Source organism: Halomonas organivorans (assembly GCF_014192055.1).
GTDB lineage: Bacteria > Pseudomonadota > Gammaproteobacteria > Pseudomonadales > Halomonadaceae > Halomonas > Halomonas organivorans.
Genome location: NZ_JACHXM010000020.1, coordinates 21,863 through 46,808, shown reverse-complemented (window position 1 = coordinate 46,808; position 24,946 = coordinate 21,863). Strand labels below are relative to the sequence as shown.

Below are 24,946 nucleotides of genomic sequence, written 5' to 3'. Positions count from 1 at the left end.
CCCACGAATGCGCCGCCGCCCTCAGTGCGCCTCGTCCCAGTTGGCGCCGCTCTCGGCCTCGACGATCAGCGCCACGTCGAGCTCGGCGGCGGCCTGCATGCGCCGCTTCACCTCGGGGATGAAGGCCTCGACGGCGTCCTCGGCGACCTCGAAGACCAGTTCGTCGTGGACCTGCATGACCATCATGGCGTCGATGTCGCCCTCGGCCAGCCAGCCGTCGACGTCGATCATCGCGCGCTTGATGACATCCGCCGCGGTGCCCTGCATGGGCGCGTTGATGGCGGTGCGCTCGGCGCCCTGGCGCCGGGCGCGGTTCTGGGAGTGGATCTCCGGCAGGTACAGGCGCCGGCCGAATACCGTCTCCACGAACCCATCCTCCGCCGCCTGTGAACGAATCCGCTCCATGTAGCGGGCCACGCCGGGGTAGCGGTCGAAGTAGCGGTCGATGTAGGTCTGGGCCTGGTTGCGCTCGATGTGCAGCTGGCGCGAGAGCCCCCAGGCGCTCATGCCGTAGATCAGCCCGAAGTTGATCGCCTTGGCGCTGCGACGCTGCTCGCCGGAGACCTTGTCGAGGCCGACGCCGAACACCTCGGCGGCGGTGGCGGCATGGATGTCGCGGCCCTCGGCGAAGGCCTCGAGCAGCCCCTTGTCACCCGAGAGGTGCGCCATGATGCGCAGCTCGATCTGCGAGTAGTCGGCGGCGACGATGCGATAGCCGGGCCGCGCCACGAAGGCCTGGCGGATCTTGCGCCCTTCCTCGGTGCGGATCGGAATGTTCTGCAGGTTGGGGTCGGAGGAGGACAGCCGCCCGGTGGCGGTGACCGCCTGGTGGTAGCTGGTGTGCAGCCGGCCGGTGGCCTTGTTGACCAGCCGCGGCAGCTTGTCGGTGTAGGTGGAGCGCAGCTTGGAAAGGCCGCGATGCTCCATGATCACCTTGGGCAGCGGGTAGTCCAGCGCCAGCTCCTCGAGCACCGCTTCGGCGGTGGAGGGCGCGCCCTTGGGCGTCTTCTTGATCACCGGGATCTTCTGTTCCTCGAACAGGATCTGGCCGAGCTGCTTGGGCGAGCCAAGGTTGAACTCTCGCCCGGCGAGCTCATAGGCCTTCTCCTCCAGCTCGCCGATGCGCTTGCCGAGCTCCTTGCTCTGGGTGTGCAGGCGCTCGGCGTCGAGCGCCACGCCTCCGCGCTCCATGCGCGACAGCACCCGGATCAGCGGCCGCTCGAGGGTATCGAGCACCTCGGCCAGGCGGCCCTCGGCCTCGACCCGCGGACGCAGCTCGCGATGCAGGCGCAGGGTGATGTCGACGTCCTCGCAGGCATAGGGCGCGGCCTGCTCCAGGGCGACCTGGTTGAAGGTCAGCTGCTTGGCGCCCTTGCCGGCGATCTCCTCGAAGCTCACCGTCTTCTCGCCCAGGTACTTGAGCGCCAGCGAGTCCATGTCGTGTCGGGTGGCGGTGGAGTCCAGCACGTAGGACTCGAGCATGGTGTCCTCGAGGGCGCCGGCCACCTCGATGCCGTGGCGCGCCAGCACCGAGATGTCGTACTTGAGGTTCTGGCCGATCTTGGCCTTGCCGGCGTCGGTCCACAGCGGCGTCAGCGCCTCGAGCACAGACTTCCGGTCGAGCTGCGCAGGGGCGTCCAGGTAATCGTGGGCCAGCGGGATATAGGCGGCCTCGCCCGGTTCGAGGGACAGCCCGACGCCGACGATCTCGGCCTCCATGTAGTCGAGGCTGGTGGTTTCCAGGTCGAAGCAGAACACCTCGGCGTCCTTCAGCCGCGCCAGCCAGGCGTCCAGTTCGGCCTGCTCGAGGATCACGCTGTCCTCGCGCTCGCCGCCGCGGCTGCCACCTTCATCACCCTCATCCGCCGATGCCTGACGGCCGCCGGACACATCGTCGACGCCCTTGTCCTTGCCCTCCAGCAGTTCGGACAGCCAGGCCTTGAACTCCAGGCGGCGATAGAGCTCGAGTAGCGCCTCGCGGTCGGGGTGGGCGATGTCCAGGTCGTCGAGGCCCACCGGCAGCTCGCAGTCGGTCTTGATGGTCGCCAGCTCGTAGGACAGGAAGGCCTGGTCGCGGTGCTCCTCGAGCTTCTTGGGCAGCGTCTTGGCACCGCGAAAACCCAGCGTCTTGACCTTCTCCAGGTCCGCATAGACGCTCTCGAGGCCGCCCTCCATGCCCTGCAGCAGTCCCAGGGCGGTCTTCTCGCCGACCCCAGCCACGCCGGGGATGTTGTCGACCTTGTCGCCCATCAGCGCCAGGAAGTCGATGATCAACTCCGGCGGCAGCCCGAACTTCTCTTTCACGCCCGCCACGTCCAGGGTCTCGTCCTTCATGGTGTTGACCAGGGTGATGTGGGCGTTGACCAGTTGGGCCATGTCCTTGTCGCCGGTGGAGATCACCGCGTCGCGGCCGGCCTCGGTGGCATGGCGCGCCAGGGTGCCGATGACGTCGTCGGCCTCCACGCCCTCGATGCACAGCAGCGGCAGCCCCAGCGCCCGCACGCAGTCGTGCAGCGGCTGGACCTGGGCGCGCAGGTCATCCGGCATCGGCGGACGCTGCGCCTTGTATTCCTCGAACAGCTCGTCGCGAAAGGTCTTGCCCGGGGCATCGAACACCACCGCCATGGGGCTGTCGGGATAGTCCTTGATCAGCCGCTTGAGCATGTTGAGCACGCCCTTGATGGCGCCGGTAGGCTGCCCCTCAGAGGTGGTCAGTGGCGGCAGCGCGTGGAAGGCGCGGTACAGGTAGGAGGAACCGTCGACGAGAACGATGGGGGTATCGGCCATGAATCGGCATCCCTTGCAGGCTGGGCGATGAAATATGTGTGACGAGGGGCGGCGGCGGGCGAACCGCCGGCTCCTGATCCTGGCTGTTCATGATACGCATTGCCGGCGCGATTTGCCGTGCAAAGCATGCATCGGCGGCCGCTCACGGCATACACTGGGGGCAACCCCATGGTCAGGAGGACACCATGAAAACCATTCTCCAGCCGCTTCCCGCCCTGCTGCTCGGCCTGACGCTGTTCACCACCGGCCTGCCGGCCCTGGCCCAGTCCAGCGCCGACGTCGAGCCGGACATCACCATCCGCCAGGAAGAGGATCGCACCATCCGCGAATACCGGGTCAACGGCGAACTCTACGCCATCGAGATCCAGCCCGCCGTGGGGCCCTCCTACTATCTGGTCGACCGCGACGGCGACGGTGACTTCGAGCGCCAGAACGGCCAGCGCATTGCCGTGCCCGAGTGGGTGCTCAAGCGTTTCTGAGGCCATGGGTGAGGCGAATTCGCCGAACGGGCTGGCCATGGAGGGCCAGCACCGGTCCTGCAAGCGAAGCGGGATGCGGGAGCACCGCAGGGCCAAGGTAGCGCCCAGGGATGGGTCCATAGCGCCCCCCGTAGACCTGTCGCCGGATCAGCCATACTACAGCCCCTCCTACCTGGCTCGTGCATCGCGCCGCCAAGCCGCTACAATAGGCGGCTTCGCATACCCGGGCGAGAGACACATGGCTGTATTCACACCGCTGACCGACTCCCAGGTCGAAGCGTTTCTGAGCCGCTTCGATGCCGGCTCCCTGATCGCCTGCAAGGGCGTGCCCGCCGGCACCGAGAACAGCACCTTCTTCGTCACCACCGACCGTCGCGAGCTGGTGTTGACCCTGTTCGAGCAGGGCGAGCACGAGGAGCTGCCGTTCTTCGTCGAGCTGCTGGACTACCTGGACGAGCACCGCCTGCCGGTGCCCGGCCCGCTGCACGACCGTGACGGCATCGCCCTGCACAGCCTGGCCGGCAAGCCGGCGCTGCTGTTCCCGCGGCTGCCGGGCAAGCACCCCAAGGCCCCCAACCTGGCCCAGTGCCGGGCATTGGGCGACGCCCTCGGGCGCATGCACAAGGTCTCGCGCCATTTCCCGGGCCACCGCCCCAACCCGCGTGACCTGCACTGGCTGCTGCCTATGCACCACAAGGTCCTCGTCTACCTGTCGCCCGAGGACCAGACGCTGATGAAGGACGAAGTGGAGATCTACCAGGGCTTCTTCGATGAGGCCCCGGCGCTGCCCCAGGGCGCGATCCACGGCGACCTGTTCCGCGACAACACCCTGTTCGACGGCGACCGGCTCGGCGGGCTGATCGACTTCTACAACGGCTGCACCGGGGATCTGCTGTTCGACCTGGCCATCGTGATCAACGACTGGGCCAGCGAGGCCGACGGCCGGCTCGACCCGGCACGCTACGAGGCGATCCTTACCGCCTACCAGGCGCGGCGCCCGCTGGAGCGCGCCGAGCGCGAGGCCTGGCCGATGATGCTGCGCCTGACCGCGCTGCGCTACTGGCTGTCGCGGCTGCTGGTGGTCTACGTCGATCCGCCGGCCCACGACCTCACGCCGCATGACCCCAACGCCTTCCGCAGCGTGCTCGAGCGGCGCATCGCCGACGGCGCCCTGCCGCTGCCCGAGGCCGGCCAATGAGCCTGGCGATGGGCAGCGCCGCCGGGCCCGCCCATCGTGCCCGGCATACCTGGAACATCGACCAGTGGGGCAGCGGCTACTTCGATGTGGCCGACGACGGCCAGGCCCTGGTACGCCCGCGCGGCGGCGAGGATGACGGCCCCGCCCTGCCACTGGCGCCCCTCATCGCGCAACTGCGCGAAGCCGGGCTGCGGCTGCCGGTACTGATCCGCTTCACCGATATCCTCCACGACCGGGTAGAGCAGCTGTGCGCCGCCTTCGACGGCGCCATGGGCGAGGAAGGCTTCGACGGCGGCTATACCGCGGTCTACCCGATCAAGGTCAACCAGCAGCGCCGGGTGGTCGAGGAGATCCTGGCCACCCAGGAGCGCGGCCGCGATCGGGTCGGCCTGGAAGCCGGCAGCAAGCCGGAGCTGCTCGCCGTGCTGGCGCTGTCCGGCGACGGCCCCTCGCTGATCGTCTGCAACGGCTACAAGGACCGCGAGTACGTTCGCCTGGCGCTGATGGGCGAGAAGCTCGGCCACCGCGTCTACCTGGTGGTGGAGAAGCTCTCCGAGCTGCCGCTGATCCTCGAGGAGGCCGACCGCCTCGGCGTCGCGCCGCGCATCGGCCTGCGCGCCCGGCTGGCCTCGGTGGGCAAGGGCAAGTGGCAGAACACCGGCGGCGAAAAGTCCAAGTTCGGCCTCACCGCCGGGCAGATCCAGGCCGTGGTCGAGCGCCTGCGCGAGGCCGACGCCCTGGCCAGCCTGCAGCTGGTGCACTTCCACCTGGGCTCGCAGATCGCCAACATCCGCGACATCCAGCGCGGGCTGCGCGAGTGCGCTCGGTTCTACCAGAGCCTGGTGGCGTTGGGCGCCCCGGTGGATACCGTGGACGTGGGCGGCGGGCTCGGCATCGATTACGAGGGCACCCGCTCGCGCAGCTTCTGCTCGATCAACTATTCGATGCGCGAGTACGCCCGCAACGTGGTGGCGGCCTTCGCCCAGGTGTGCAACGCCGAGGACCTGCCCCACCCGCACCTGATCAGTGAGTCGGGCCGGGCGCTGACCGCCCACCACGCGGTGCTGGTCACCAACGTGATCGGCGAGGAGCGCCCCGACACCCAGGCGCCGCCGGCCCGGGTCGCGGGCGACCCACAGGTCGCCGAGCTGTGGCGGGTCCACGACGCCCTGCAGGCCACCCAGGCCCCGCGCGGCCTGGTGGAGGCCTGGCACGACCTGGGCCAGGCCATCGGCGAGCTCCAGGATCGTTTCGTGATGGGCCTGGCCGGGCTCGAGGCCCGCGCCGAGGGCGAGGGCGTCTACACCGCCGCCTGCACCCGGCTGCGCGAGCGCCTCGACCCGCGCAACCGCGCCCATCGCGAGATCCACGACGAGCTCGCCGAGAAGCTGGCCGACAAGCTGTTCGTCAACTTCTCGCTGTTCCAGTCGGTGCCCGACGTGTGGGGCATCGACCAGATCTTCCCGGTGCTGCCGCTGTCGGGTCTCGATCGGCCGCCCTCGCGGCGCGCGGTGATCCAGGACATCACCTGCGACAGCGACGGGCGCATCGACGGCTACGTGGACGGCGAAGGCGTCGAGGCCACCCTGCCGCTGCCCGAGTGGGGCGACGACGAGGAGCGCCTGCTGGGCTTCTTCCTGGTCGGTGCCTACCAGGAGATCCTCGGCGACCTGCACAACCTGTTCGGCGACACCGACTCGGTGGACGCGGCACTGGGCGCGGACGGCGAATGGCGCTTCGACCACGTGCGCCGCGGCGACCGGGTGGCCGACGTGCTGGGCTACGTGGACTTCGACGCCGAGGTGCTGCGTCGCCGGCTCGCCGACCAGCTCGCCGCCAGCGGCCTCGAGGCCGACGAACAGGCGCGCTTCCTCGACGACCTCTCCGAGGGCCTCGAGGGCTACACCTACCTGGAGTGACCCCATCGGCGCCCTCGCGCCGATGGCTCATCCGTCCCTGACGGTTTTCCTGCATTAGGCCATAGTGAATAGCTGTGGCCTCCCGGGAGAGGGAGGCCACAAGAATGCCGGTTGCCGGCATTTTAATTCGCCTCCTAATGATTTATCATGTAACAAACCCGCGATTCATGGCAAGGAGCTGGGATCATGATCATTCTCTCCCTTATTTTCTGGCTGGTAGGGCTCGCCCTGCTGGGGGGTGGCCTATGGCTTATCACCCTCGACGGCAGCTGGTACTACGCCCTGTCCGGCATCGTGCTGATCGCGGTCGGGGCACTGACCCGCTCGCGTCGTCCGGCCGCCCAGTCGCTGTATGCCCTGTTCCTGGCGGCGACCGCCGCCTGGTCCCTGTGGGAGTCGGGCTATGACTGGTGGCCCCTGGCCACTCGACTGGGCCTGTTCCTGGTACTCGCCATCCCGCTGCTGTGGCCGGCCAAGCGCGGTCGCCGCACCGGCACCGCGGTGCTGCTGCCGGTATGGGCGATCATCGGCGTGGGCCTGCTGGCCAGCCTGAGCGTCGACGCCCACCGTATCGACGGCGAGCTGAACCGCGACGTGGTGGCCGAGAACGCCGATCTCGGCGACACGCCCCAGGAGAGCTGGCACGCCTACGGGCGCAGCAACCTGGGCCAGCGCTTCTCGCCGCTCGAGCAGATCACCCCCGAGAACGTCGGCGACCTGGAGCTGGCCTGGCAGTATCAGACCGGTGACGTGAAGGGCCCCGAGGACGTCGGCGAGACGACCTACGAGGCCACGCCGCTGAAGGTGGGCAACTCGCTGTTCGTGTGCACCCCGCACAACTGGCTGATCGCACTGGACGCCGACAGCGGCGAGGAACAGTGGGTCTTCGATGCCAAGGTGCCGGCCGAGAGCTCGCGCCAGCACCAGACCTGCCGCGGCGTCTCCTACCTGCCGCCGGCCTCCGGCGAGGCGGATGCCATCGACGTGCAGGCGGCCGATGGCCCGGCCGAGAACCTGGCCGCCGTGCAGTGCGACGCCCAGCTGTTCCTGCCGACCTCCGACGCACGCCTGCTGGCGCTGGATCCGGCGACCGGCGCGCGCTGCGCCAACTTCGCCGACAACGGCGAGCTGGACCTGATGCACAACATGCCGTTCAAGCAGGCCGGTTTCTACTACTCCACCTCGCCCCCCGTGGTCGCCGACGGCAAGGTCGTGGTCGCGGGCTCCGTCAACGACAACTATGCTGTCGAATCGCCCTCCGGCGTGATCCGCGCCTACGACGCCAAATCCGGCGAGCTGGTGTGGAACTGGGATTCGGGCAATCCGGACGACACCGCGCCGCTCGGCGAGGGCGAGACCTACACCACCAGCTCGCCCAACAGCTGGTCGATCGCCAGCGCCGACGAGGAGCTGGGGCTGATCTACTTCCCGATGGGCAACCGCACGCCCGACCAGTTGGGCATGTACCGCACCCCGGCGGAGGAGAAATACGCGACCTCCGTGGTAGCGCTGAGCCTTGCGACCGGCCAGGTGGCGTGGGTCCAGCAGTTCGTGCACCACGACCTGTGGGACATGGACACCCCGGCCCAGCCCAGTCTGCTCGACCTCGAGACCGACGAGGGCACTCAGCCGGCGCTGGTGGTGCCCACCAAGCAGGGCGACGTCTACGTGCTGAATCGCGAGACCGGCGAGCCGATCATGCCGATCTCCGAGCAGCCGGCGCCCCAGGGCACCATCGAGGGCGACCACGCCGCCGAGACCCAGCCGATCTCGAGCCTGAGCTTCCGGCCTCCGACCCTGCGCGAGGCGGACATGTGGGGTGCCACCCCGTTCGACCAGCTGATGTGCCGGATCCAGTTCAAGTCGCTGCGCTACGAGGGCCAGTACACTCCGCCCTCCGAGCAGGGCACCATCGTCTTCCCGGGTAACTTCGGGGTCTTCAACTGGGGCAGCATCGCCGTGGATCCGAGGCGCCAGGTGATGTTCGGCATGCCGCTGTACCTGGCCTTCACGTCCACGCTGGTGCCCAAGGAAGGCGCCGACCTGGGCGAAACCAACCAGGGCGAGCAGGGCCTCAACGAGAACGCCGGCGCGCCCTATGCGGTGGAAATGAAGCCCTTCCTGTCGCCGTTCGGCGTACCCTGCCAGCAGCCTCCCTGGGGCTACGTGGCCGGCACCGACCTGCGCACCGGCGAGGTCGCCTGGCAGCACAAGAACGGCACCGTCGAGGACATGACCTCCCTGCCGCTGCCGATCAAGATGGGCGTGCCCGGCATCGGCGGCCCGGTGATCACCGAGGGTGGCGTGGCGTTCCTGGCCGCCAGCGTGGACGACTACCTGCGCGGCTACGACGTCAGCACCGGCGAGCAGCTGTGGGAAACGCGCCTGCCGGCCGGCGGTCAGGCCACGCCGATGACCTACCTCAACAGCCAGGGCGAACAGATGGTGGTCCTGGTCGCCGGCGGGCACGGCTCGATCGGCACCACCATCGGCGACTACGTGATGGCCTACAAGCTGCCCGAGCAGTAGCGGCCAGGGGCGCTTCTTCGGAGGCGTCCTCACGCGACAAGGCCCCCGCCGGCGCTGCCGGCGGGGGCCTTTGCGTATCCGGGCAAGGCAAGCAGCGTCAGTCGATCACTCGAGTGACGATCTCCAGCCCTCCGGTCAGCGCCAGCGCGAGTTCGGCACCGCGCGGCAGTTCGCCCACCCCGGCCGGAGTGCCGGTCAGCACCACATCGCCTGGCTCCAGGGTAAAGTGGCGGCTCATCTCGGCGACCAGGTCGGGCACCGGGAACAGCATGTCGGCGCCGTGGCCGTGCTGGCGCTCCTCTCCGTCTATCGCCAGGGTGAAGGCCAGGGCACTCCAGTTGGGCACCTCGCTGAGCGGCAGGAAAGTCGACAGCGGGCAGGCGCCGTCGAAACCCTTGGCCACTTCCCAGGGATGGCCCTGCTGCTTGAGCCGGCCCTGGACGTCGCGCAGGGTCAGATCCAGCGCCAGGCCGATACCGACGATGCCGCGCTCGGCCTCGGCGGCGCCGGCATCGGTCAGCGTCTCGCCCACCAGCAGCGCCAGTTCGGTCTCGAAATGCACCTCGCCGCGGGCGAAGGGCGCGGCGATCGGCGCCTCGAGGCTCACGGCGCTGGTGGCCGGCTTGATGAACAGCAGCGGCTCGCTGGGCACCGGGTTGTCGAGCTCCCGGGCATGGTCGGCGTAGTTGCGGCCGACGCAGACGATCTTGCCCAGCGGCTGCGGGAACGCCCGGCCATCGGTGAAATGGGGAACGAAACGCATGTCGACGCGACTCCTGACTGACGGGAAAAAGGACTTCGCCGTCCAGTCTACGCCCGGGGCGGCAGCGCGTCAGGCGTCAGCCCCCGGTATCCCCTGCTCGTCGGGCTCATGGGCCAGGAACCGCGGGCGACGCTTGGCGGCGGCGAAGGGCTCGACGCAGCGGTTGTCGCGACGGTTATAGACGAAGAAGACGTTGCTGCGCGGATCCGGCGACATGTTGGCGTTGGAGCCGTGCAGGGTGTTGCAGTCGAACAGCAGCAGGCCGCCGCCGGCCCCGGTGGGCGCCTCGATGCCGTGGCGGTCGATCAGCCGACGCAGCGCCTCGCGGCTCGGCACGCCGAACTGCTGGGTCTTGAGCGACTGCTTGTGGTGATCCTCGGGAGTCTCGCCGAAGCAGGGCACGAACACCCGATGGGAGCCCGGCACCAGCATCAGCGGGCCGTTGAAGGTGTGATTGTCGGTCAGCACGATGGAGGCGCTCACCGCATGCATGGCCGGCATGCCGTCCTCGGCGTGCCAGGTCTCGAAGTCCGAGTGCCAGTTGAAGCCCTTGCCCTCGAAGCCGGGCTTGTAGTTGATGCGCGACTGATGGATGTAGGGCTCGCCGCCGAGGATCTGCCGGGCGCGCCCGGTCAGGCGCTCGTCTTCGGCCAGGCGGCAGAAGATGCGCGACAGCAAGTGCACGGCGAACAGCGAGCGAATCTCGTGGCCCCGGGGCTCGGTGATGCTGAAGTCGCGCTCGCGATAGGCGTCGTGCTCCAGCAGCCGCTTGAGCTCCCGACGCAGCTCGTCGAGCTCGTCGCCCTGCAGGAAGTCAGGCTCGAAGAGAAAGCCCTGGCGCTCGAACGCATCGAGCTGCGCCGGGGACAGCGGCCCCTCCCGGTCGCGTCCCTTGACCACCGGCTCCTGACGATTGAGCCAGGGCAGGTCGAGGGGCTCGGCGAGACGTGTGGGATAGGGATCCTCGCCGGGTCGCGGAGCGCTACGCACTCGGCTCTGGGGATCCGGGGAATCGACGATGTCGAACCGGGTCGTCTGTTCCATCGGTCGGTCGGACGATGTCTGCACTGACATCCACTACCTCCTTTGCAGTCGGAAGGGTTTCAGATTCGAACTCGTTACCGACGGCGATCGGCCGCACGGCGGGGCCACAGGGGGCCCGCGTCGGGAATGTGGCGATGCCCCTGCGGTCTTTCAAGGGCCGGATGTCCGGCGCGACGCTCGAGTGCCCGGCAAGCAGGGAGCCCGGCCGTGGGGCCGTGCTGCTGCCGTTACGTGAGGGGGCGCGGCGGGGGTGCGTCAGGCGGGATGGGGTGGCGACGCCCCGGGATCTTGCCGCGTCCCGGGGCGATCGTCGGAGAGCAGGCGAGGCGCCTACTCGGCGCTCGCCAGCAGGCTGGCGTTACCGCCCGCGGCGGTGGTGTCGATGCACAGGTGGCGCTCCACCACGTAGCGCGTCGGGGCGATGACCTGGGTCTCCAACTGGACGATGGGGCCGTCGCGCTCGGCGAGCGCGAGGCGCAGCCCCCGCGTCCAGTCGCCGCCCCCGGCGGCGGCCACGGCCACGATGCCCTTCAGGGCGGTAAGCGTCTCGGCGGCCACGGTGCCGTCCAGGGCGGCGACCGGCGCCCCCGCCGCGCTCAGCGAGCGCACGTCGCCGTCCGCGCCGGGGGCGACGATCAGCGCCGGACAGCCTGCGCCCAGCGCCTGCGCCGCCTGGGCGATGGCGATCTCGAGGGTCGGCCCCAGGCACAGCACTGGCCCCTTGGGGTACTGCGCCAGCCGGTTGCTCTCCCCCGTCGGCCCCGGCAGCGTCTGCGGGGTCATATCCAGGGACGCGGTCTCGGCGAGTGCCTTGCGGATCACGCCGCGGCGCCCGGAGAGCGCGCGTCGCAGCACCTCGACCCGGTCGGGCCGCGCCGCCCAGTTGCGCGCGTCGAGGCCGTCGAGCGCCGCCTGGAGCGCGTCGAGGGACACGGCCTCGCCCTGGGGCGCGTCAAGCTGCTCGACGGCGGCGGTGCGCCGGAAGCGCGGCACGTAGAGCGGGCCGCCGGCCTTGGGGCCGGTGCCCGACAGCCCCTCGCCGCCGAAGGGCTGCGAGCCGACGATGGCGCCGATCTGGTTGCGGTTGACGTAGATGTTGCCGACATGGACCCGCTCGACGATCTGCTGCACGCGGTCGTCGATGCGGGTGTGCAGGCCGAAGGTCAGCCCGTAGCCCTTGGCGTTGATCGCATCGACCACCTTGTCGATATCGCGCGCCTTGAAGGTGGCCACGTGCAGCACCGGGCCGAAGATCTCGCGCTCCAGGTCCTCGATGCCGCCGACCTCGACCACCGCCGGGGTGACGAAGGTGCCGCCGTCCGGGGCGGGCAGCGTCTTGAGCACCTTGCCGGCTTTTTCCTGCGCCGCCACGTAGCCGGCGATGTCGGCCTGGGCCTCGGCGTCGATCACCGGCGAGACGTCGGTGTCGGTGTTCCAGGGGTCGCCGATGGACAGCGCATCCATGGCACCGTCGAGCATCGTCAGCAGCCGCTCGCGCGCCTCCTCCTGCACGTACAGCATGCGCAGCGCCGAGCAGCGCTGGCCGGCCGACTGGAAGGACGAGATCAGGATGTCGCGCACCGCCTGCTCGGTCAGCGCGCTCGAGTCCACGATCATGGCGTTGAGCCCGCCGGTCTCGGCGATCAGCGTCGCCTCCGGGCCGGCATTCTTGGCCAGGGCCCGGTGGATGAGCTGCGCCACCTCGGTCGAGCCGGTGAAGCAGACCCCGGCGATGCGCGGGTCGCTGGTCAGCGGCCCGCCCACGGTGGGGCCGTCGCCGGGCAGCAGCTGCAGCGCCGCCTCCGGCAGCCCGGCCTCGCGCATCAGCTCGACGGCGCGGGCGGCAATCAGCGGCGTCTGCTCGGCGGGCTTGGCGAGCACCGCGTTGCCCGCCGACAGCGCCGCGGCGATCTGGCCGGTGAAGATGGCCAGCGGGAAGTTCCAGGGGCTGATGCACACGAAGACGCCGCGCGCCTCGCCCGGCTCCTCGGCCTCCAGCCGCTCGCACTCGCAGGCGTAGTAGCGCAGGAAGTCCACCGCCTCGCGCACCTCGGCGATGCCGTCGAGGATCATCTTGCCGGCCTCGCGGGTGGCGATCACCGTCAGCTCGGCCATGTGTTCCTCATAAAGGTCGGCGGTGCGACGCAGTACCTCGGCACGCTCGGCCGCCGGCCGGGCGGACCAGTCGCGGTAGCCGTCCTCGGCGGCGTCCAGCGCCGCCGCCACTTCCTCGGCGGTCGCCTCGAACACCTGGCCGACCACCCGCGAAGCGTCGGCCGGCGACAGCGCATCCCGCGCCGTGCCCTGGGGCGCGGGACCGCCGACCAGCATCGGCGCCGCGGTCCAGGTGGCGTCGGCGAACGCCTCGCGCGCCGACAGCAGCGGCAGGATCGAGGCCGGCTCGTTTATCCGGTAGCCGCGGGAGTTCTTGCGCTCGGGGGCGAACAGCTCGCCGGGACGGCGAATCGACGGATTGGCGATGGCGTCGCCCAGGCGCTCGAATCCGGCCACCGGGTCCTTCGCTACCTCGCTGGCGGGAATCGAGGTGTCCACCACCTGGTTGACGAAGGAAGAGTTGGCACCGTTCTCCAGCAGGCGGCGCACCAGGTAGGCCAGCAGGTCGCGGTGGGCGCCGACCGGAGCGTAGATGCGGCAGTGGGTGCCCTCCGACTGCTTGACGATATGATGCAGCGATTCGCCCATGCCATGCAGGCGCTGGAACTCATAGCTGTCCTTGTCGTCGCCGGCCATCGCGGCCACCGCCGCGCAGGTGTGGGCGTTATGGGTGGCGAACTGCGGGTAGATGCGGTCGCGCCGCTCGAGCAGCATGCGCGCGCAGGCCATGTAGCTGACGTCGGTGTTGACCTTGCGGGTGAACACCGGGAAGGTCTCGACGCCCATCTCCTGGGCCAGCTTGATCTCGGTGTCCCAGTAGGCGCCCTTCACCAGCCGCACCATGATCTTGCGGTCGTGGCGCTCGGCCATCTCGTAGAGCGCCTCGATCACCGGCGCGGCGCGCCGCCCGTAGGCCTGCACAACGATGCCGAAGCCGTCCCAGCCGGCCAGCTCGGGGTCCGCCAGCAGCGCCTCGATGACGTCCAGCGACAGGTCCAGCCGGTCCTGCTCCTCGGCGTCGATGTTGAAGCCGATGTTGGCCTTGGCGGCCTGGCGGACCAGTTCCCGGGCCCGTGGCACCAGGTCGCGCATCACCGTCTCGCGGTGGGTGTACTCGTAGCGCGGGTGCAGCGCCGAGAGCTTCACCGAGATGCCGGGGCTGCCGCGCACGTCGCCCTTGGCCTGTTTGGCGATGGCGGCGATCGCCTGGGCATAGGCCTGGTGGTAGCGCAGCGCGTCGTCGTCGGTGCGCGCCGCCTCGCCCAGCATGTCGTAGGAGTAGGTGTAGCCCTGCTTCTCGAGCTCGCGGGCGTTCTTCATGCCCTCCTCGATGGTCTGGCCGAGCACGAACTGGCGGCCGAGGATCTTCATCGACCGGCCCACCGCGGTGCGTACCACCGGCTCGCCCATCCGACGCACCAGCCCGCGCAGCGCGCGCACCGGGCCCTTGGGATCCTTTTCCAGCACGTTGCCGGTCAGCATCAGCGCCCAGGTCGAGGCGTTGACCATCGACGACGACGACTTGCCCAGGTGGGCGCCCCAGTCGGAAGGCTCGATCTTGTCGTGAATGAGATCGTCGATGGTCTCGGCGTCGGGCACCCGCAGCAGCGCCTCGGCCAGGCACATCAGGCCGACGCCCTCGGCGGTGGAGAGGCCGTATTCGGCCAGGAACGCCTCCATCATGCTGGGCGAGGTCTCCTTGCGCACCCGCGTCACGTAGTTGGCCCCGGCCTCGGCCACCTGGCGACGCTGTTCCTGCGTGAGCTCGATGCGCTCGACCAGCCCGCGCAGCACCTCCGCCTCGTCGACGTTGTAGTGGGCGCGGATGCGCGAGCGCGTCTCGCTCACGGCATCGTGCGAATGAAGATTGGCTTCGTTCATGGTCGATCTCCTAGCGACGCGCAGCGCATCGCCGATGTTAAGGCTCGGATGGCGTCGTCGTTGTCGAAAGTCACTCATCTAGCGTAGGCGCCCGAGCGCGGGTTGTGCCCGGCGAGGTCACCAACGATGGCGTGCGGCCGCGGCGGCGCCTTCAGGCTCTCCCGCGGCAGGCTTCGCGCGGCGCGCTCCTGCGCCCCGCGAAGCGCGTCACCCGGAAGGGCGCGAGGTCGAGGACCGGGGGCTCGCCGGCCAGGCGGGCGGCCAGCAGCTCGGCGGTGATCGCCGCCTGGGTCAGCCCAAGGTGCTGGTGGCCGAAGGCGAAGGCCACCGAAGGATGGTCCGGGTGGACGTCGATCACCGGCAGCGAATCCGGCAGCGTCGGGCGAAAGCCCATCCACTCCTCGGCGCCCTCGCCGAGCCCGGCGGGATCGTGCAGCAGCGCCTCGGCATGCCGGCGAAGCGAAGCATAGCGGCGCGCCCGGGGCGGTAGCGCCAGGCCCCCGAGCTCGGTGAAGCCGACGATGCGCAGCCCGCAGCTCATGGGGGTCAGCACGCAGCGGCGCTCCGCCGAGCCCACCGGCCGACGCAGCGCCTGGCCGTGCCCGGGCAGCGTCAGGTGGTACCCGCGCTCGGTCTCCAGCGGGATCGTCAGGCCGAGCCCGGCCGCCAGGCGATGGCTCCAGGCACCGGCGGCGACCACCGCGCGCTCGGCGTCCCGCACGCCGTCGTCGGTGTGCAGCCGCACGCCATCGCCCTGGGGCGCCAGTCGATTCACCCCGGTCCGATGCAGCTCGCCGCCGCGGGCCTCGAAGGCCTCGGCCAGCCGGCGCACCAGGGCATATGGATCGCGCACCTGATGAGCACCGGGAAAATGAAGGCCGTGGCTGAGCTTGCCAGAGAGCCCCGGCTCGAGGGCGCGAAGCTCGGCCGCCTCGAGCCATTCCACCTCATGCCCCCAGCGGCGAAGAGCGTCCATCCGAGCCCGGGCGTCGGCGCGCCCACGCGGGGAGGCCCACACCTGCAGGTAGCCCGAGGCCACCAGCTCGTGCTCGGCGCCGATGTCGGCCAGGCAGCGCCGCCAGGCGTCCACCGCGGCGCCGTTCAGGGACGCCAGGGCCCGGCGCCCGCGTTCCACCTGACCCGGCCGAGCGGCGGCCAGGAAGCGTGCCAGCCAGGGAGCCAGCCGCGGCAGGTAGCGGGCCGGCAGCGCCAGGGCGCTGTGGGGATCGAGCCACAGCCGCGGCGCCTGGCGCAGGCTCGCCGGGCTGGCCAGCGGATCGATCAGCTCGGTGGCCAGGAAGCCGGCGTTGCCGTAGGAGGCGCCCTCCCCCGGCCCCTTGGAATCGAACACGCTGACCGCATGCCCACGGCGCTGCAGGGCCAGGGCGACGGTCATGCCGACCACCCCGGCGCCGATCACCGCGATGCGGCTCATGCCCGCTCCCCCGCCGCGGCCGTGGCCTGCCCGGGCTCGGCGCGCCGGGAGAACCAGCCGAGCTGAGCGTAGAGAATGCCGAACAGCGGCGACAGCCAGCAGGCGAAAGCCAGCGGGATGTACAGCAGGGCGCTGAAGTCGCCGGCGCTCACGGTCAGCCCCAGGGCACCGATCACGAAGGCGCCGCCCGCGTTCCAGGGCACCAGCGGCGAGACCAGGGTGCCGCCCTCCTCGATGGCCCGGGACAGGTTGAGGCGCGAATAGCCCAGCTCATCGTAGGCCGGCTTGTACATGCGCCCCGGCAGGGCGATCGACAGATAGACGTCGCCGGACACCACGTTGGTGGCGATGGAGGTCAGGATGGCGCTGGTCTGCAGCCCGCGAAAGCCCTTGAGGCGCTTCATGATGGCGCCGACGATGGCCTCCAGGCAGCGGGTGCGCTCGAGCGCGCCGCCGTAGGCCAGGGCGAACATCATCAGCGTCACCACCCAGGTCATCGAGGTCACGCCGCCGCGGTTGAGCAGGCTGTCCAGGGTCTCGCTGCCGGTGGCGACGCTGAAGCCGCTGTGGGCGAAGGTCAGGGCATCGTGCACGCTCGCGCCCTGGGTGAGGATGGCCACGCCGCCCCCCAGCATCACCCCGGTGAACAGCGCCGGAATCGGCGCCACCTTGAAGAACGCCAGGCCGATGACCACCACCAGCGGCAGCAGCTGCCAGGGGCCCATCACGAAGTTGTCGGCCAGGCCCTGCTTGATGGCGTCGATGCGCGTCAGGGTGTCGGACCCGCCGCCGCCGTCGGCCCCGCCGACCACGGCATACACCGCCAGCGCGATCAGCATCGCTGGCACGGTGGTGGGCATCATGTTGCGGATATGGTCGAAGATGTTGGTCTCGGTGACCGCCGGCGACAGGTTGGTGGTGTCGGAGAGCGGCGAGATCTTGTCGCCGAAGAAGGCGCCTGAGACCACCGCGCCGGCGGTCCAGTAGAGCGGCACGCCGAAGGCGTCGCCGATGCCCATCAGCGCAAGGCCCACGGTGCCGACGGTGGTCCAGGAGGAGCCGATCGACAGCGATACCATCGAGCACATCAGCATGGCCGCGGCCAGGAACCAGCTCGGATCGATCATCTCCAGGCCCAGGTAGATCAGCATCGGCACGGTGCCGCTGGCGATCCAGGTGCCCACCAGCATGCCGACGATGATCAGGGTGGCGATGGAAGGCATCGCCACGTGCAGCACCTGGAAGGCACCGGACTCGATGTCCTTCCAGCGATAGCCTTGCAGCCAGCCGACCAGGGCGGTGATGCCGAAGCCGATGGCCAGCGGAATGTGCGGAGTGAAGTCGTCGTAGTAGAAGATCTGCACGCCCAGCAGGGCGATGGTCAGCACCACCGGGATCAGCGCCAGCGGCAAGCGCGGCACCGGGATGGCCGGGGTCGAATAGTCTTGCATCTTGAAGGCTCCCCGGGCGGGACGGGCCCGCCCTTCGTTGTCTTTGTCGTTGTCATCGTGTCGCAGGAGGCGAAGAGACGGGTCAGTCGCGGCAGCGCTCATAGGCCAGGATGGCGGCGGCCAGGTCCTCCACCGAGGCGCCCACCGACTTGAAGACGGTGATCGCACGCTCGGCATCGGCCAGCGCCGTACGGCCCGGGTGGCGCCCGCCGCACAGGTCGCGGAAGTCGGCGAGGATGTCGCCCTCGCCGATCACGCCGCTGGCGATCGGGTCGATCAGGTCGCCGGTCTCGCTCAGCGCGCCCTCGCGGGTGTCGACGAACACTGCGCCGCGGCGCATCACCTCGTCGTCCGCCTCGCGCATGAAGGGCGTGAAGCTGCCCACCAGGTCCAGGTGGGTGCCCGGCGTCAGCCACTCGCCGTGGATCAGCGGCTCGGGGCTCAGGGTGGCGCAGCTGATGATGTCGGCCCGCCCGGCGGCCTCGGCCAGGCCATCCGCCGGCACCGCCTGGGCATCCAGGCCCTCGTCGCGCAGCTCCGCGGCCAGTGCCTTTGCGCCGGCCTCGTGGATGTCCCAGATGCGTACCCGTTCGATGGAACGCACGGCGCGGTGTGCCGGAATCAGCCGGCGGCCCATGCGCCCCGCCCCTACCATCAGCAACTCGCGGCTGTCCTCGCGGGACAGGTAGCGCGCGGCCAGGGCCGATGCCGCCGCGGTGCGCCGGGCGGTCAGCTCGTTGGCCTCGAACTGGGCCAGGTGGTGTCCGGTGCGCGCGCAGCTCAGCAGGTAGTGGCCGGTGAGGCCCGGCTGTCCGCGGCCGCTGTTGCCGGGAAAGACGTTGACCTGCTTGACGCCGAGGTATCGGCCCTCGATCCAGGCCGGCATCAGCAGCAGGGTGGCGTCCGGATCGCCCGGCACGTGCAGGTGATGATGATGGCGCACCGGCGAATGCACGGTACGGGTGAAGATATCGTCCAGCGCTTCCACCAGCGCGCCCCAGGGCAGGCTGGTGGTAACTTGTTCGGCGTCGAGATACATGTCAGCCTCTTTTCAACGGTGCCCAGGGCAGTCTATGGGGCCCCCGTCTCGGGCTCTTGGCCCTGCCTACGCAAGCGTTGTTCCAGGCTCCGCACTACGCCGGTCCCGAGGGGGACGAAATGTCACAGACCCAGGCTCACTGCAATCGCATCGCCCGCAGCTCCGGCGAGCACTGCCACGATTACCCCCAACTGATGCTGGGCTGGCGCGGCGCCATGGACTACGAGTTCAGCCGCGGCAGCGAGCGCCTGGCGCTGGGCCGGGCGGCGATCCTGCCGGTCGGCGATCCTGCCGGTCGGCGAGACGCACCGCTACCTGGGGCGCGGCGACGACAGCGAAGTGCTGGTGATCGACCTCGACCGCGACGATCCCTGCCTGGCCGCCCTGGAGCAGAGCTGCGAGCTGACGCTGCGCGAATCGCTGTTCGCCGAGCCGCGGGCGCTCACCCTGCCGCCGACGCTGATGCCGATGGTCGACTACGCCACCGCCCAGCTGCGCGGCCGGCACACGCCACAGCAGGCGGCGCTGATCAACCACCAGCTGGCGCTGCTGTTCGTCAGCCAGTTCAGCCAGCTGCTCGGCGAGGAGGACCCGGGCGCCCGGCGGCGCGAACGCCTGCCCGCCGCGGCCCTGGACGCCTTCATCGACGAACGCCTGGACCTGCCGCCGGGCAACCAGGCGCTGGCCGAGGCCATGCACCTCGGCCAAAGCCAGCTGCACCTGCTCTGCCAGCGCCAGTTCGGCGTCACACCACAGCAGTACGTGCTCACGCGCCGCCTGCAGTGGGCCCGCTACTGGCTATGCCAGACCACACGACCGGTCGGCGAGATCGCCCTCGACCTGGGCTTCGCCGACGTCTCGACCTTTTCGCGGGCCTTCCGCCGCCGTACCGGCCACTCGCCCAGCGAGGAACGCCGCCAGGGCGCCGTTACCGGCGCGCCCTGACGGGCTGCCCATCGAATCGCGGGTGGATATCTCGGAGGGGAAGTGGGTGTGGACAAAGTAAGCCGCCTCGATGGAGGGCAGACTCCGGACCTCGTCCACCAAGTCGTCATATGCCTGCAACATGCCGGGGCTAAGGTAACTACGTGACGAGACGACTCGTGACGGGGTAATGGGAAGTCCAGACAAACGCGAGGTTGGCCTGCCGGTTGGCGGGCCTTTTTTTGTTCGCGGCCGATGACCCGACAGCACTACCTCTATCCGACCTTGAGCTGCCTGCTTGTGCTTCCTGGTGGGAGGCTTTCGCAATGGTGAACGCCGCGATACATTGCATGGACTCGGCCGATATGCTGGTGACTTGAGCGCAAACAGCCGGCGCCCATTGCCGCATTTCCTGGCCTTGCAGTGCCAGGAGAATGGGTAGGCTTTGAAGACTTACCTGGCTCCCCGCTTGCGTAAGTACTTGAAGGCCCGTCCGTCCCGGCGGGTCTTTTTTCGTCTGGAAGGAGACTGTTGAACCTTGCGATGGGTGAGGGTGTAGACAGAATGTAGACAGGCACAAAAAAACCGCCTCCATTGGGCGGTTTGATTGACGCTCTAACGTGTTGATGGCAAAGCACTTTAAATGGTGCCGGCACCAGGAGTCGAACCCGGGACCTACTGATTACAAGTCAGTTGCTCTACCAACTGAGCTATGCCGGCAACGGTGCTTGCTATCAAACGAGGAGGCATTGCAGCCTCCTGAGCGAGAAAAACCGTGAACCTTCGTTCACGGCTTCTCGAAAACTTATGTTGGCGTGGCTGGGGTAGCAGGATTCGAACCTGCGCATGCCGATACCAAAAACCGGTGCCTTACCGCTTGGCTATACCCCAACGTGGTGGCCAGAGACGGAATCGAACCGCCGACACGGGGATTTTCAATCCCCTGCTCTACCGACTGAGCTATCTGGCCCTCGCCAACGGTGCGTATTAAACCCTAATGGCCCGCTGGCGTCAACCCTTTTCGTTTCAGAACCTTGGGAGAGGCCAGCGGGTCTCGTGGCGACTATTGCCCGGGCGGCACATAGCCTTCTGCCTGGTCGGTCTGCTCGTTGTCGAGGAAGCGCTCGAGCTGCTGCATCAGGTACTCGCGAGCCTCGGGCTCCAGCATGTTGAGATGCTTCTCGTTGATCAGGCGAGTCTGCAGGGCCTGCCACTCCTCCCAGGCGCGCTTGGAGACGCTGGCCTGGATCTCCTGGCCTTTCTTGCCGGGCAGCGGCGGAAACGGCAAGGCCTCCAGCTCTTGCTGGTACTTGCGGCAGAAGACGGTCTGGCTCATCGGTGATGGCTCCTGGATGACGTAAGTTAAGGGGCGTTCTGGACGCTCAGGGTGAAGGGGCGCAGCGCTTCCAGCAAGCCTTTCACCGGGGCGGCCAGGCCGATGCTGTCCGGGTCGGCGGGATCGAACCAGCGCCGCGCCTCGCCCACCGCATCGAGGTGGCTCACCCGCGCCGGCTGGGGGGTGATCTCGAGGCGGAAGTGGCTGAACACGTGAGTGAAGGCCTCCCACGGTGCCTCCAGGCTCGCCCCAGGGGCGTGCTGGTCGAGCCAGGCCTTCAGGTCGCCCGATGCCTCGAACTGCGGCAGGCTCCACAGGCCACCCCACAGGCCGCTGGAGGGGCGCTGCTCGAGCAGCACCCGCCCCGCCTCGTCCTGCAGCAGCAGCATGGTGGTGGTGCGGGTGGGAATGGCCTTCTTGGGTTTGGATTCCGGAAAGCGCTTCTGCTCGCCGCGTGCCCGGGCCACGCAGACGTCGCCGAAGGGGCAGCGCTCGCAGTCGGGCTGGCCGCGCCGGCACAGGGTGGCACCGAGGTCCATCATCGCCTGGGTGAAGTCGACCACCCGGCGCTCGGGCGTGTAGTGCTCGGCCAAGACCCACAGCTCGCGCTCCACCGCGGGGCGCCCCGGCCAGCCCTCCACGGCGTGCAGACGAGTGAGCACTCGCTTGACGTTGCCGTCGAGGATCACCGCTCGCTCGCCGGTGCTCTGGGCGATGATCGCCCCGGCGGTGGAACGGCCGATGCCGGGCAGCGCGGCCATGGCGTCGAGGCTGTGCACCGGGAAGTCGCCGTCGTGCTCGTCCACCACCGCCCGGGCGGCCTTGTGCAGGTTGCGCCCGCGGGCGTAGTAGCCGAGCCCGGTCCATAGGTGCAGCACTTCGTCCTGGGACGCCGCCGCCAGGTCATGGACGCTCGGGAACCGAGCCATGAAGCGCTCGAAATAGGGGATCACGGTGGCGACCTGGGTCTGCTGCAGCATGATCTCCGACACCCACACTCGGTAGGGGGTGCGATCGTGCTGCCAGGGCAGGTCATGGCGACCGTGAACGTCGAACCAGTCGAGCAGGCGACACTGGAAGGTTTCGGGGGGCAGGATGGCGGGGATCGTCTCCGTCATGGGCATTCTCGGCACGAAAAAAAGCGCCGACGCGAGGGTCGGCGCAGGACTGGCTATTGCTTGCTCACTTGAACAGACCCTCGAGGGTGTCACGAAGTTCCCGACGGGAATCGTCGCCGAGGCGTTCATCGAGTTTTTTCACCGCATCGCCGAGGCTGTCACGCAGTTCCTCGTCGGCGCGCTGGGTGGCCTCGCGACGCAGCATGTCGCCCAGGGTGGACCGGAAGGCCTCGCGGTCAAAGCGGCACCACTCGGCGCTGTCGCCGCCAAGCTGGCCCTCGCAGCGCACCGGGATAGGCACGTCGACCAGCCGCGGATTGACCTCGCAGGCGGCATCCACGTCTTCGCCAGTGAAGCGGGCGTTGGCACGCAGGTCGAAGCGCTCGCTGGTCAGGTCGAACTGGCCATTGCCGCCCAGGGCGATGCCCGGCAGCGTCAGGGCCAGATCGTCGCTCTCGGCCACGCCGTCGCGGATCTGGAAGCCGGCCTCGGCGCGCTGGAAGCGGGTATCGGCGGCCCAGTCGCGGCTGGTGCTGTCGCCCTCGAGGCGCGCCGCGGTGGTGCACAGCTCTCGGGAGACGTTGACACCGGTGAGCCGGCCTTCGGCCATCCGCGTTGCCAGATGACCGTTCAGGGCACGCTTGAGCTCGGCGACGCTGTTGCCACGGGTCGAGAGTTCACCGTCTGCATTCAGCCGCCCCTCCACCGGAGCCGGATCGTCGCTCAGCGAGCCCAGCAGCGAGCCCAGGCGCAGGCCCTCGACGTGGGGCGTCAGCTGCCATTGCAGCGGCGTCTTGCGAGCATCCAGCTCGCCGGTAGCCGACAGCTGGCCGTCGTGGAAGCCGGACTCGAAGGCCTCGAGCCGGTGGCGACCGTTCTCCCCGGCCAGCGTCAGTTGGACGTCGCTGAAGGTCTGGCGCATCAGGATCAGCTCGCCGAGGCTCAGCTTGGCATCGAGATCGAGCTCGGCCAGCCATTCGGCGGGCAGCAGCGCGCCCTGCCCGTCCTGGGCGAAGGCCCGCCCGATGCCCGGCAGGCGAGGTCCGCCGGCGGCGGCGGCTTCCTCGGCGTCGGTGGGAGGCAGGTAGTCGTCCATGTCCAGGCGATCGCCCTGGAGGTCGGCTTCCAGGCGAGTGCCGTCGAAGCGACCGCCCAGGCGGCCATTGAAGGTACTGCCGTCCAGCGTCAGGGTCAGGCCATCCAGAGTGAAACGTTCCATGTCGCCCTGGATCGGGCTGGTCAGTCCCACTTCGCCCAACGCCGCCGTGGAGGCCATGCTCGGCATCACCCCGAGGCGCACCAGCCAGGGGCGCAGCGACAGTTCGGCCAGCCTCAGCTGTCCCTCATAGGCAGGCGCCTCGGCCAGTTCGCTGAGCGACAGGTTGCCCTTGAGCTCCAGGCCGTCAGGGCCGGTCAGCGCCAGCTCGCGCAGTTGGGCGGTCTGGGCGGCCAGGTCGGCGTCCAGGGCGAAGGCCATAGACAGCGGCAGGCGCTTGTCGCCCAGGCGCGGGTCCTGCAGGCCGACGTCCAATTGGCTGCCGGTCAACTGCAGGCGATCGCCGGCCAGGTCGAGCACCAGCTCATCGGCGTCGAGCTGAGCCTCCTGGGGCTTCTCTTCACCATCGAGCCGGGTACTGGTATCCAGCGACAGGCCCTTGAGCAGGTGGCGTCCCTCGGCAAGCCCCAGGCTGACCTGGGTCTCGAGGTTCAGCTGGCTGACCAGCCAAGGGGCCGAACCCTCGAGGTCGTCGCTCAGGGCGACCTCGAGACTGGCACTGAGCGGGAACGGCTGGTCGGGATTGACGTTGCTGCCGGTGATGTTGACGCCCTCGAGGCTCAAGGTGCGCTCGGCCTGGGCATCGCGGTAGTCGATGCTCCCCTCTCGCACCTGGACGCTGGCGATGTTGAGCGCCACGTCCAGGCCGCTGGCATCGGGGTTGGGGCCGGCGCTGGCCGGTGCCAGCACGGCCTCGGCTTCCTCGCCGCGGTTGCGCAGCCGCTCGATCAGCGTCTGCCAGTTGCCGCGGCCTGCCGCGTCACGCTCGAGGTGCAGCGTCAGGCCGTCGAGGGTCAGGCCGTCGATGGCGATTTCGCCGCGCAGCAGCGGGGCGAAGGCCAGGCTGACTTCGGCATGGTCGAAGGCGGCGAAGGGCGTGGCGTCGGCGGCCTGGCTGGGCAGTCGCGCCTCGGCCGCGGCCACGCCGACCCCCAGGCGCGGATAGAAGGACCAGGTCAGCGGGCCATCGAGTTCCAGCTCGAGGCCGCTGTGCTCGCGCACCACTTCCACCAGTCGCGGCTTGAGGTCTTCGGGGTCGAAGAAGGTGGTGATGAACACCACCGCACCGACCAGCACCAGGCCGAGCACCCCGATGGCGGCCAGCAGAGTCCGCAGGATTCGCTTCATTGCCCGGCTCCTTTGGGCGTGAGATCCAGTTCGAAAAAGTCGCCGGTCTGGGTCAACCGGTAGCCCATGCGGCTCAGCAGCACCTGGTCGGCCATGGGCAGTTGGGAGGCCAGCACCCTCAGACGCTGCCCCTCGGCATGGGCCGCCTCGCCGATGAGGGCCAGCAGCCGCGAGCCGACCCCACGGCGTCGGGTGGTCTTGCGCACGCAGAGATGCGACAGCCACCAGGCCCCGTCGTCCGGCGATACGGCCAGCGCCCCCAGCAGGCGATCATTGAAGCGCGCGCAGCAGAAAAAGCGCTCGGCCGCCAGATGCTCGCCGACGAAGGCCTCGGGCGTGCTCGGCAGGCGCTCGGCGGGGGCATCGGCATAGATGCGAATCAGGTCGTGACGGACTTGGGCATCCGCGTCCCAGGTCGCTTGATCGACGCGCTGTAGCGTGACCGGCATGCAGGTATCTCCTGAGGCTTGGCAGGACGCGCCTGCCGCATAGTGGGGGCATTGTAGCGAATGGGGGTAGCGTTT

The 24,946-nt window shown here is 69.2% G+C and carries 16 protein-coding genes and 3 tRNA genes; 5 read left to right on the top strand and 14 right to left on the bottom strand.

What is annotated here, in order from left to right:
- Positions 1–21: 21 nt before the first annotated feature.
- Complete coding sequence (gene polA, locus FHR96_RS16130) at positions 22–2,787, bottom strand: DNA polymerase I (protein ID WP_183388753.1); 2,766 nt, start codon at positions 2,785–2,787, stop codon at positions 22–24.
- Positions 2,788–2,972: 185 nt separating this feature from the next.
- Here polA and FHR96_RS16125 point away from each other — a divergent pair, with 185 nt between their 5' ends.
- From FHR96_RS16125 to FHR96_RS16110, 4 genes are all read left to right on the top strand, one after another.
- The gene (locus FHR96_RS16125) at positions 2,973–3,266 is read left to right on the top strand and encodes a DUF2782 domain-containing protein (RefSeq protein WP_183388752.1); all 294 of its coding nucleotides are present in this window, start codon (positions 2,973–2,975) and stop codon (positions 3,264–3,266) included.
- 238 nt (positions 3,267–3,504) lie between these two features.
- Positions 3,505–4,464, top strand: a complete 960-nt coding sequence (locus FHR96_RS16120; protein WP_183388751.1) for a homoserine kinase — start codon at positions 3,505–3,507, stop codon at positions 4,462–4,464.
- Entirely contained in the window at positions 4,461–6,383 is a 1,923-nt protein-coding gene (speA, locus tag FHR96_RS16115) for a biosynthetic arginine decarboxylase (protein WP_183388750.1), read from the top strand. Before FHR96_RS16120 ends, speA begins: the two co-directional genes overlap by 4 nt.
- A gap of 186 nt (positions 6,384–6,569) precedes the next feature.
- Positions 6,570–8,912 carry a glucose/quinate/shikimate family membrane-bound PQQ-dependent dehydrogenase gene (locus FHR96_RS16110; protein ID WP_183388749.1) on the top strand — a complete coding sequence of 781 codons (2,343 nt, stop codon included), beginning with the start codon at positions 6,570–6,572 and terminating at the stop codon, positions 8,910–8,912.
- A gap of 97 nt (positions 8,913–9,009) precedes the next feature.
- On the opposite strand, the gene FHR96_RS16105 is transcribed toward FHR96_RS16110, so the two are convergent.
- The 6 genes from FHR96_RS16105 to lhpI form a co-directional block, all read right to left on the bottom strand.
- Positions 9,010–9,675, bottom strand: a complete 666-nt coding sequence (locus FHR96_RS16105; RefSeq protein WP_183388748.1) for a fumarylacetoacetate hydrolase family protein — start codon at positions 9,673–9,675, stop codon at positions 9,010–9,012.
- Between the two features lie 69 nt (positions 9,676–9,744).
- Positions 9,745–10,749: an ectoine hydroxylase gene (gene thpD, locus FHR96_RS16100; protein ID WP_183388747.1), complete on the bottom strand. Its 1,005-nt coding sequence runs from the start codon at positions 10,747–10,749 to the stop codon at positions 9,745–9,747.
- Between the two features lie 300 nt (positions 10,750–11,049).
- Positions 11,050–14,715 (bottom strand): bifunctional proline dehydrogenase/L-glutamate gamma-semialdehyde dehydrogenase PutA, encoded by a 3,666-nt coding sequence (putA, locus tag FHR96_RS16095; protein ID WP_183388746.1) that lies wholly within the window; start codon positions 14,713–14,715, stop codon positions 11,050–11,052.
- A gap of 151 nt (positions 14,716–14,866) precedes the next feature.
- Positions 14,867–16,150, bottom strand: a complete 1,284-nt coding sequence (locus FHR96_RS16090; protein WP_183388745.1) for an NAD(P)/FAD-dependent oxidoreductase — start codon at positions 16,148–16,150, stop codon at positions 14,867–14,869.
- Positions 16,147–17,601 carry a Na+/H+ antiporter NhaC gene (nhaC, locus tag FHR96_RS16085; RefSeq protein ID WP_183388744.1) on the bottom strand — a complete coding sequence of 485 codons (1,455 nt, stop codon included), beginning with the start codon at positions 17,599–17,601 and terminating at the stop codon, positions 16,147–16,149. Before nhaC ends, FHR96_RS16090 begins: the two co-directional genes overlap by 4 nt.
- Before the next feature lie 82 nt (positions 17,602–17,683).
- Positions 17,684–18,640: a bifunctional Delta(1)-pyrroline-2-carboxylate/Delta(1)-piperideine-2-carboxylate reductase gene (gene lhpI, locus FHR96_RS16080; protein ID WP_183388743.1), complete on the bottom strand. Its 957-nt coding sequence runs from the start codon at positions 18,638–18,640 to the stop codon at positions 17,684–17,686.
- Positions 18,641–18,979: 339 nt separating this feature from the next.
- On the opposite strand from lhpI, the gene FHR96_RS16075 reads away from it, so the two are divergent.
- Positions 18,980–19,585 (top strand): helix-turn-helix domain-containing protein, encoded by a 606-nt coding sequence (locus FHR96_RS16075; RefSeq protein ID WP_183388742.1) that lies wholly within the window; start codon positions 18,980–18,982, stop codon positions 19,583–19,585.
- Positions 19,586–20,208: 623 nt separating this feature from the next.
- Here the strand turns inward: FHR96_RS16075 and FHR96_RS16070 are convergent.
- From FHR96_RS16070 to FHR96_RS16040, 7 genes are all read right to left on the bottom strand, one after another.
- Positions 20,209–20,284: transfer RNA gene (locus tag FHR96_RS16070), tRNA-Thr, on the bottom strand.
- A gap of 96 nt (positions 20,285–20,380) precedes the next feature.
- Positions 20,381–20,455, bottom strand: a tRNA-Gln gene (locus FHR96_RS16065).
- A gap of 3 nt (positions 20,456–20,458) precedes the next feature.
- A tRNA-Phe gene (locus tag FHR96_RS16060) sits at positions 20,459–20,534 on the bottom strand.
- Positions 20,535–20,627: 93 nt separating this feature from the next.
- The gene (locus tag FHR96_RS16055; protein WP_183388741.1) at positions 20,628–20,900 is read right to left on the bottom strand and encodes an oxidative damage protection protein; all 273 of its coding nucleotides are present in this window, start codon (positions 20,898–20,900) and stop codon (positions 20,628–20,630) included.
- A gap of 26 nt (positions 20,901–20,926) precedes the next feature.
- Complete coding sequence (gene mutY / locus FHR96_RS16050; protein WP_183388740.1) at positions 20,927–22,018, bottom strand: A/G-specific adenine glycosylase; 1,092 nt, start codon at positions 22,016–22,018, stop codon at positions 20,927–20,929.
- Between the two features lie 64 nt (positions 22,019–22,082).
- Positions 22,083–24,422: an AsmA family protein gene (locus tag FHR96_RS16045; protein WP_183388739.1), complete on the bottom strand. Its 2,340-nt coding sequence runs from the start codon at positions 24,420–24,422 to the stop codon at positions 22,083–22,085.
- On the bottom strand, positions 24,419–24,871 hold the full coding sequence (locus FHR96_RS16040; protein WP_183388738.1) for an acetyl-CoA sensor PanZ family protein: 453 nt from the start codon (positions 24,869–24,871) through the stop codon (positions 24,419–24,421). Before FHR96_RS16040 ends, FHR96_RS16045 begins: the two co-directional genes overlap by 4 nt.
- Positions 24,872–24,946: the final 75 nt, after the last annotated feature.

Coding starts and splice junctions, on each gene's coding strand:
- polA (WP_183388753.1), bottom strand. CDS start 2,787: ATGGCCGATACCCCCATCGTTCTCGTCGACGGTTCCTCCTACCTGTAC.
- FHR96_RS16125 (WP_183388752.1), top strand. CDS start 2,973: ATGAAAACCATTCTCCAGCCGCTTCCCGCCCTGCTGCTCGGCCTGACG.
- FHR96_RS16120 (WP_183388751.1), top strand. CDS start 3,505: ATGGCTGTATTCACACCGCTGACCGACTCCCAGGTCGAAGCGTTTCTG.
- speA (WP_183388750.1), top strand. CDS start 4,461: ATGAGCCTGGCGATGGGCAGCGCCGCCGGGCCCGCCCATCGTGCCCGG.
- FHR96_RS16110 (WP_183388749.1), top strand. CDS start 6,570: ATGATCATTCTCTCCCTTATTTTCTGGCTGGTAGGGCTCGCCCTGCTG.
- FHR96_RS16105 (WP_183388748.1), bottom strand. CDS start 9,675: ATGCGTTTCGTTCCCCATTTCACCGATGGCCGGGCGTTCCCGCAGCCG.
- thpD (WP_183388747.1), bottom strand. CDS start 10,749: ATGTCAGTGCAGACATCGTCCGACCGACCGATGGAACAGACGACCCGG.
- putA (WP_183388746.1), bottom strand. CDS start 14,715: ATGAACGAAGCCAATCTTCATTCGCACGATGCCGTGAGCGAGACGCGC.
- FHR96_RS16090 (WP_183388745.1), bottom strand. CDS start 16,150: ATGAGCCGCATCGCGGTGATCGGCGCCGGGGTGGTCGGCATGACCGTC.
- nhaC (WP_183388744.1), bottom strand. CDS start 17,601: ATGCAAGACTATTCGACCCCGGCCATCCCGGTGCCGCGCTTGCCGCTG.
- lhpI (WP_183388743.1), bottom strand. CDS start 18,640: ATGTATCTCGACGCCGAACAAGTTACCACCAGCCTGCCCTGGGGCGCG.
- FHR96_RS16055 (WP_183388741.1), bottom strand. CDS start 20,900: ATGAGCCAGACCGTCTTCTGCCGCAAGTACCAGCAAGAGCTGGAGGCC.
- mutY (WP_183388740.1), bottom strand. CDS start 22,018: ATGACGGAGACGATCCCCGCCATCCTGCCCCCCGAAACCTTCCAGTGT.
- FHR96_RS16045 (WP_183388739.1), bottom strand. CDS start 24,422: ATGAAGCGAATCCTGCGGACTCTGCTGGCCGCCATCGGGGTGCTCGGC.
- FHR96_RS16040 (WP_183388738.1), bottom strand. CDS start 24,871: ATGCCGGTCACGCTACAGCGCGTCGATCAAGCGACCTGGGACGCGGAT.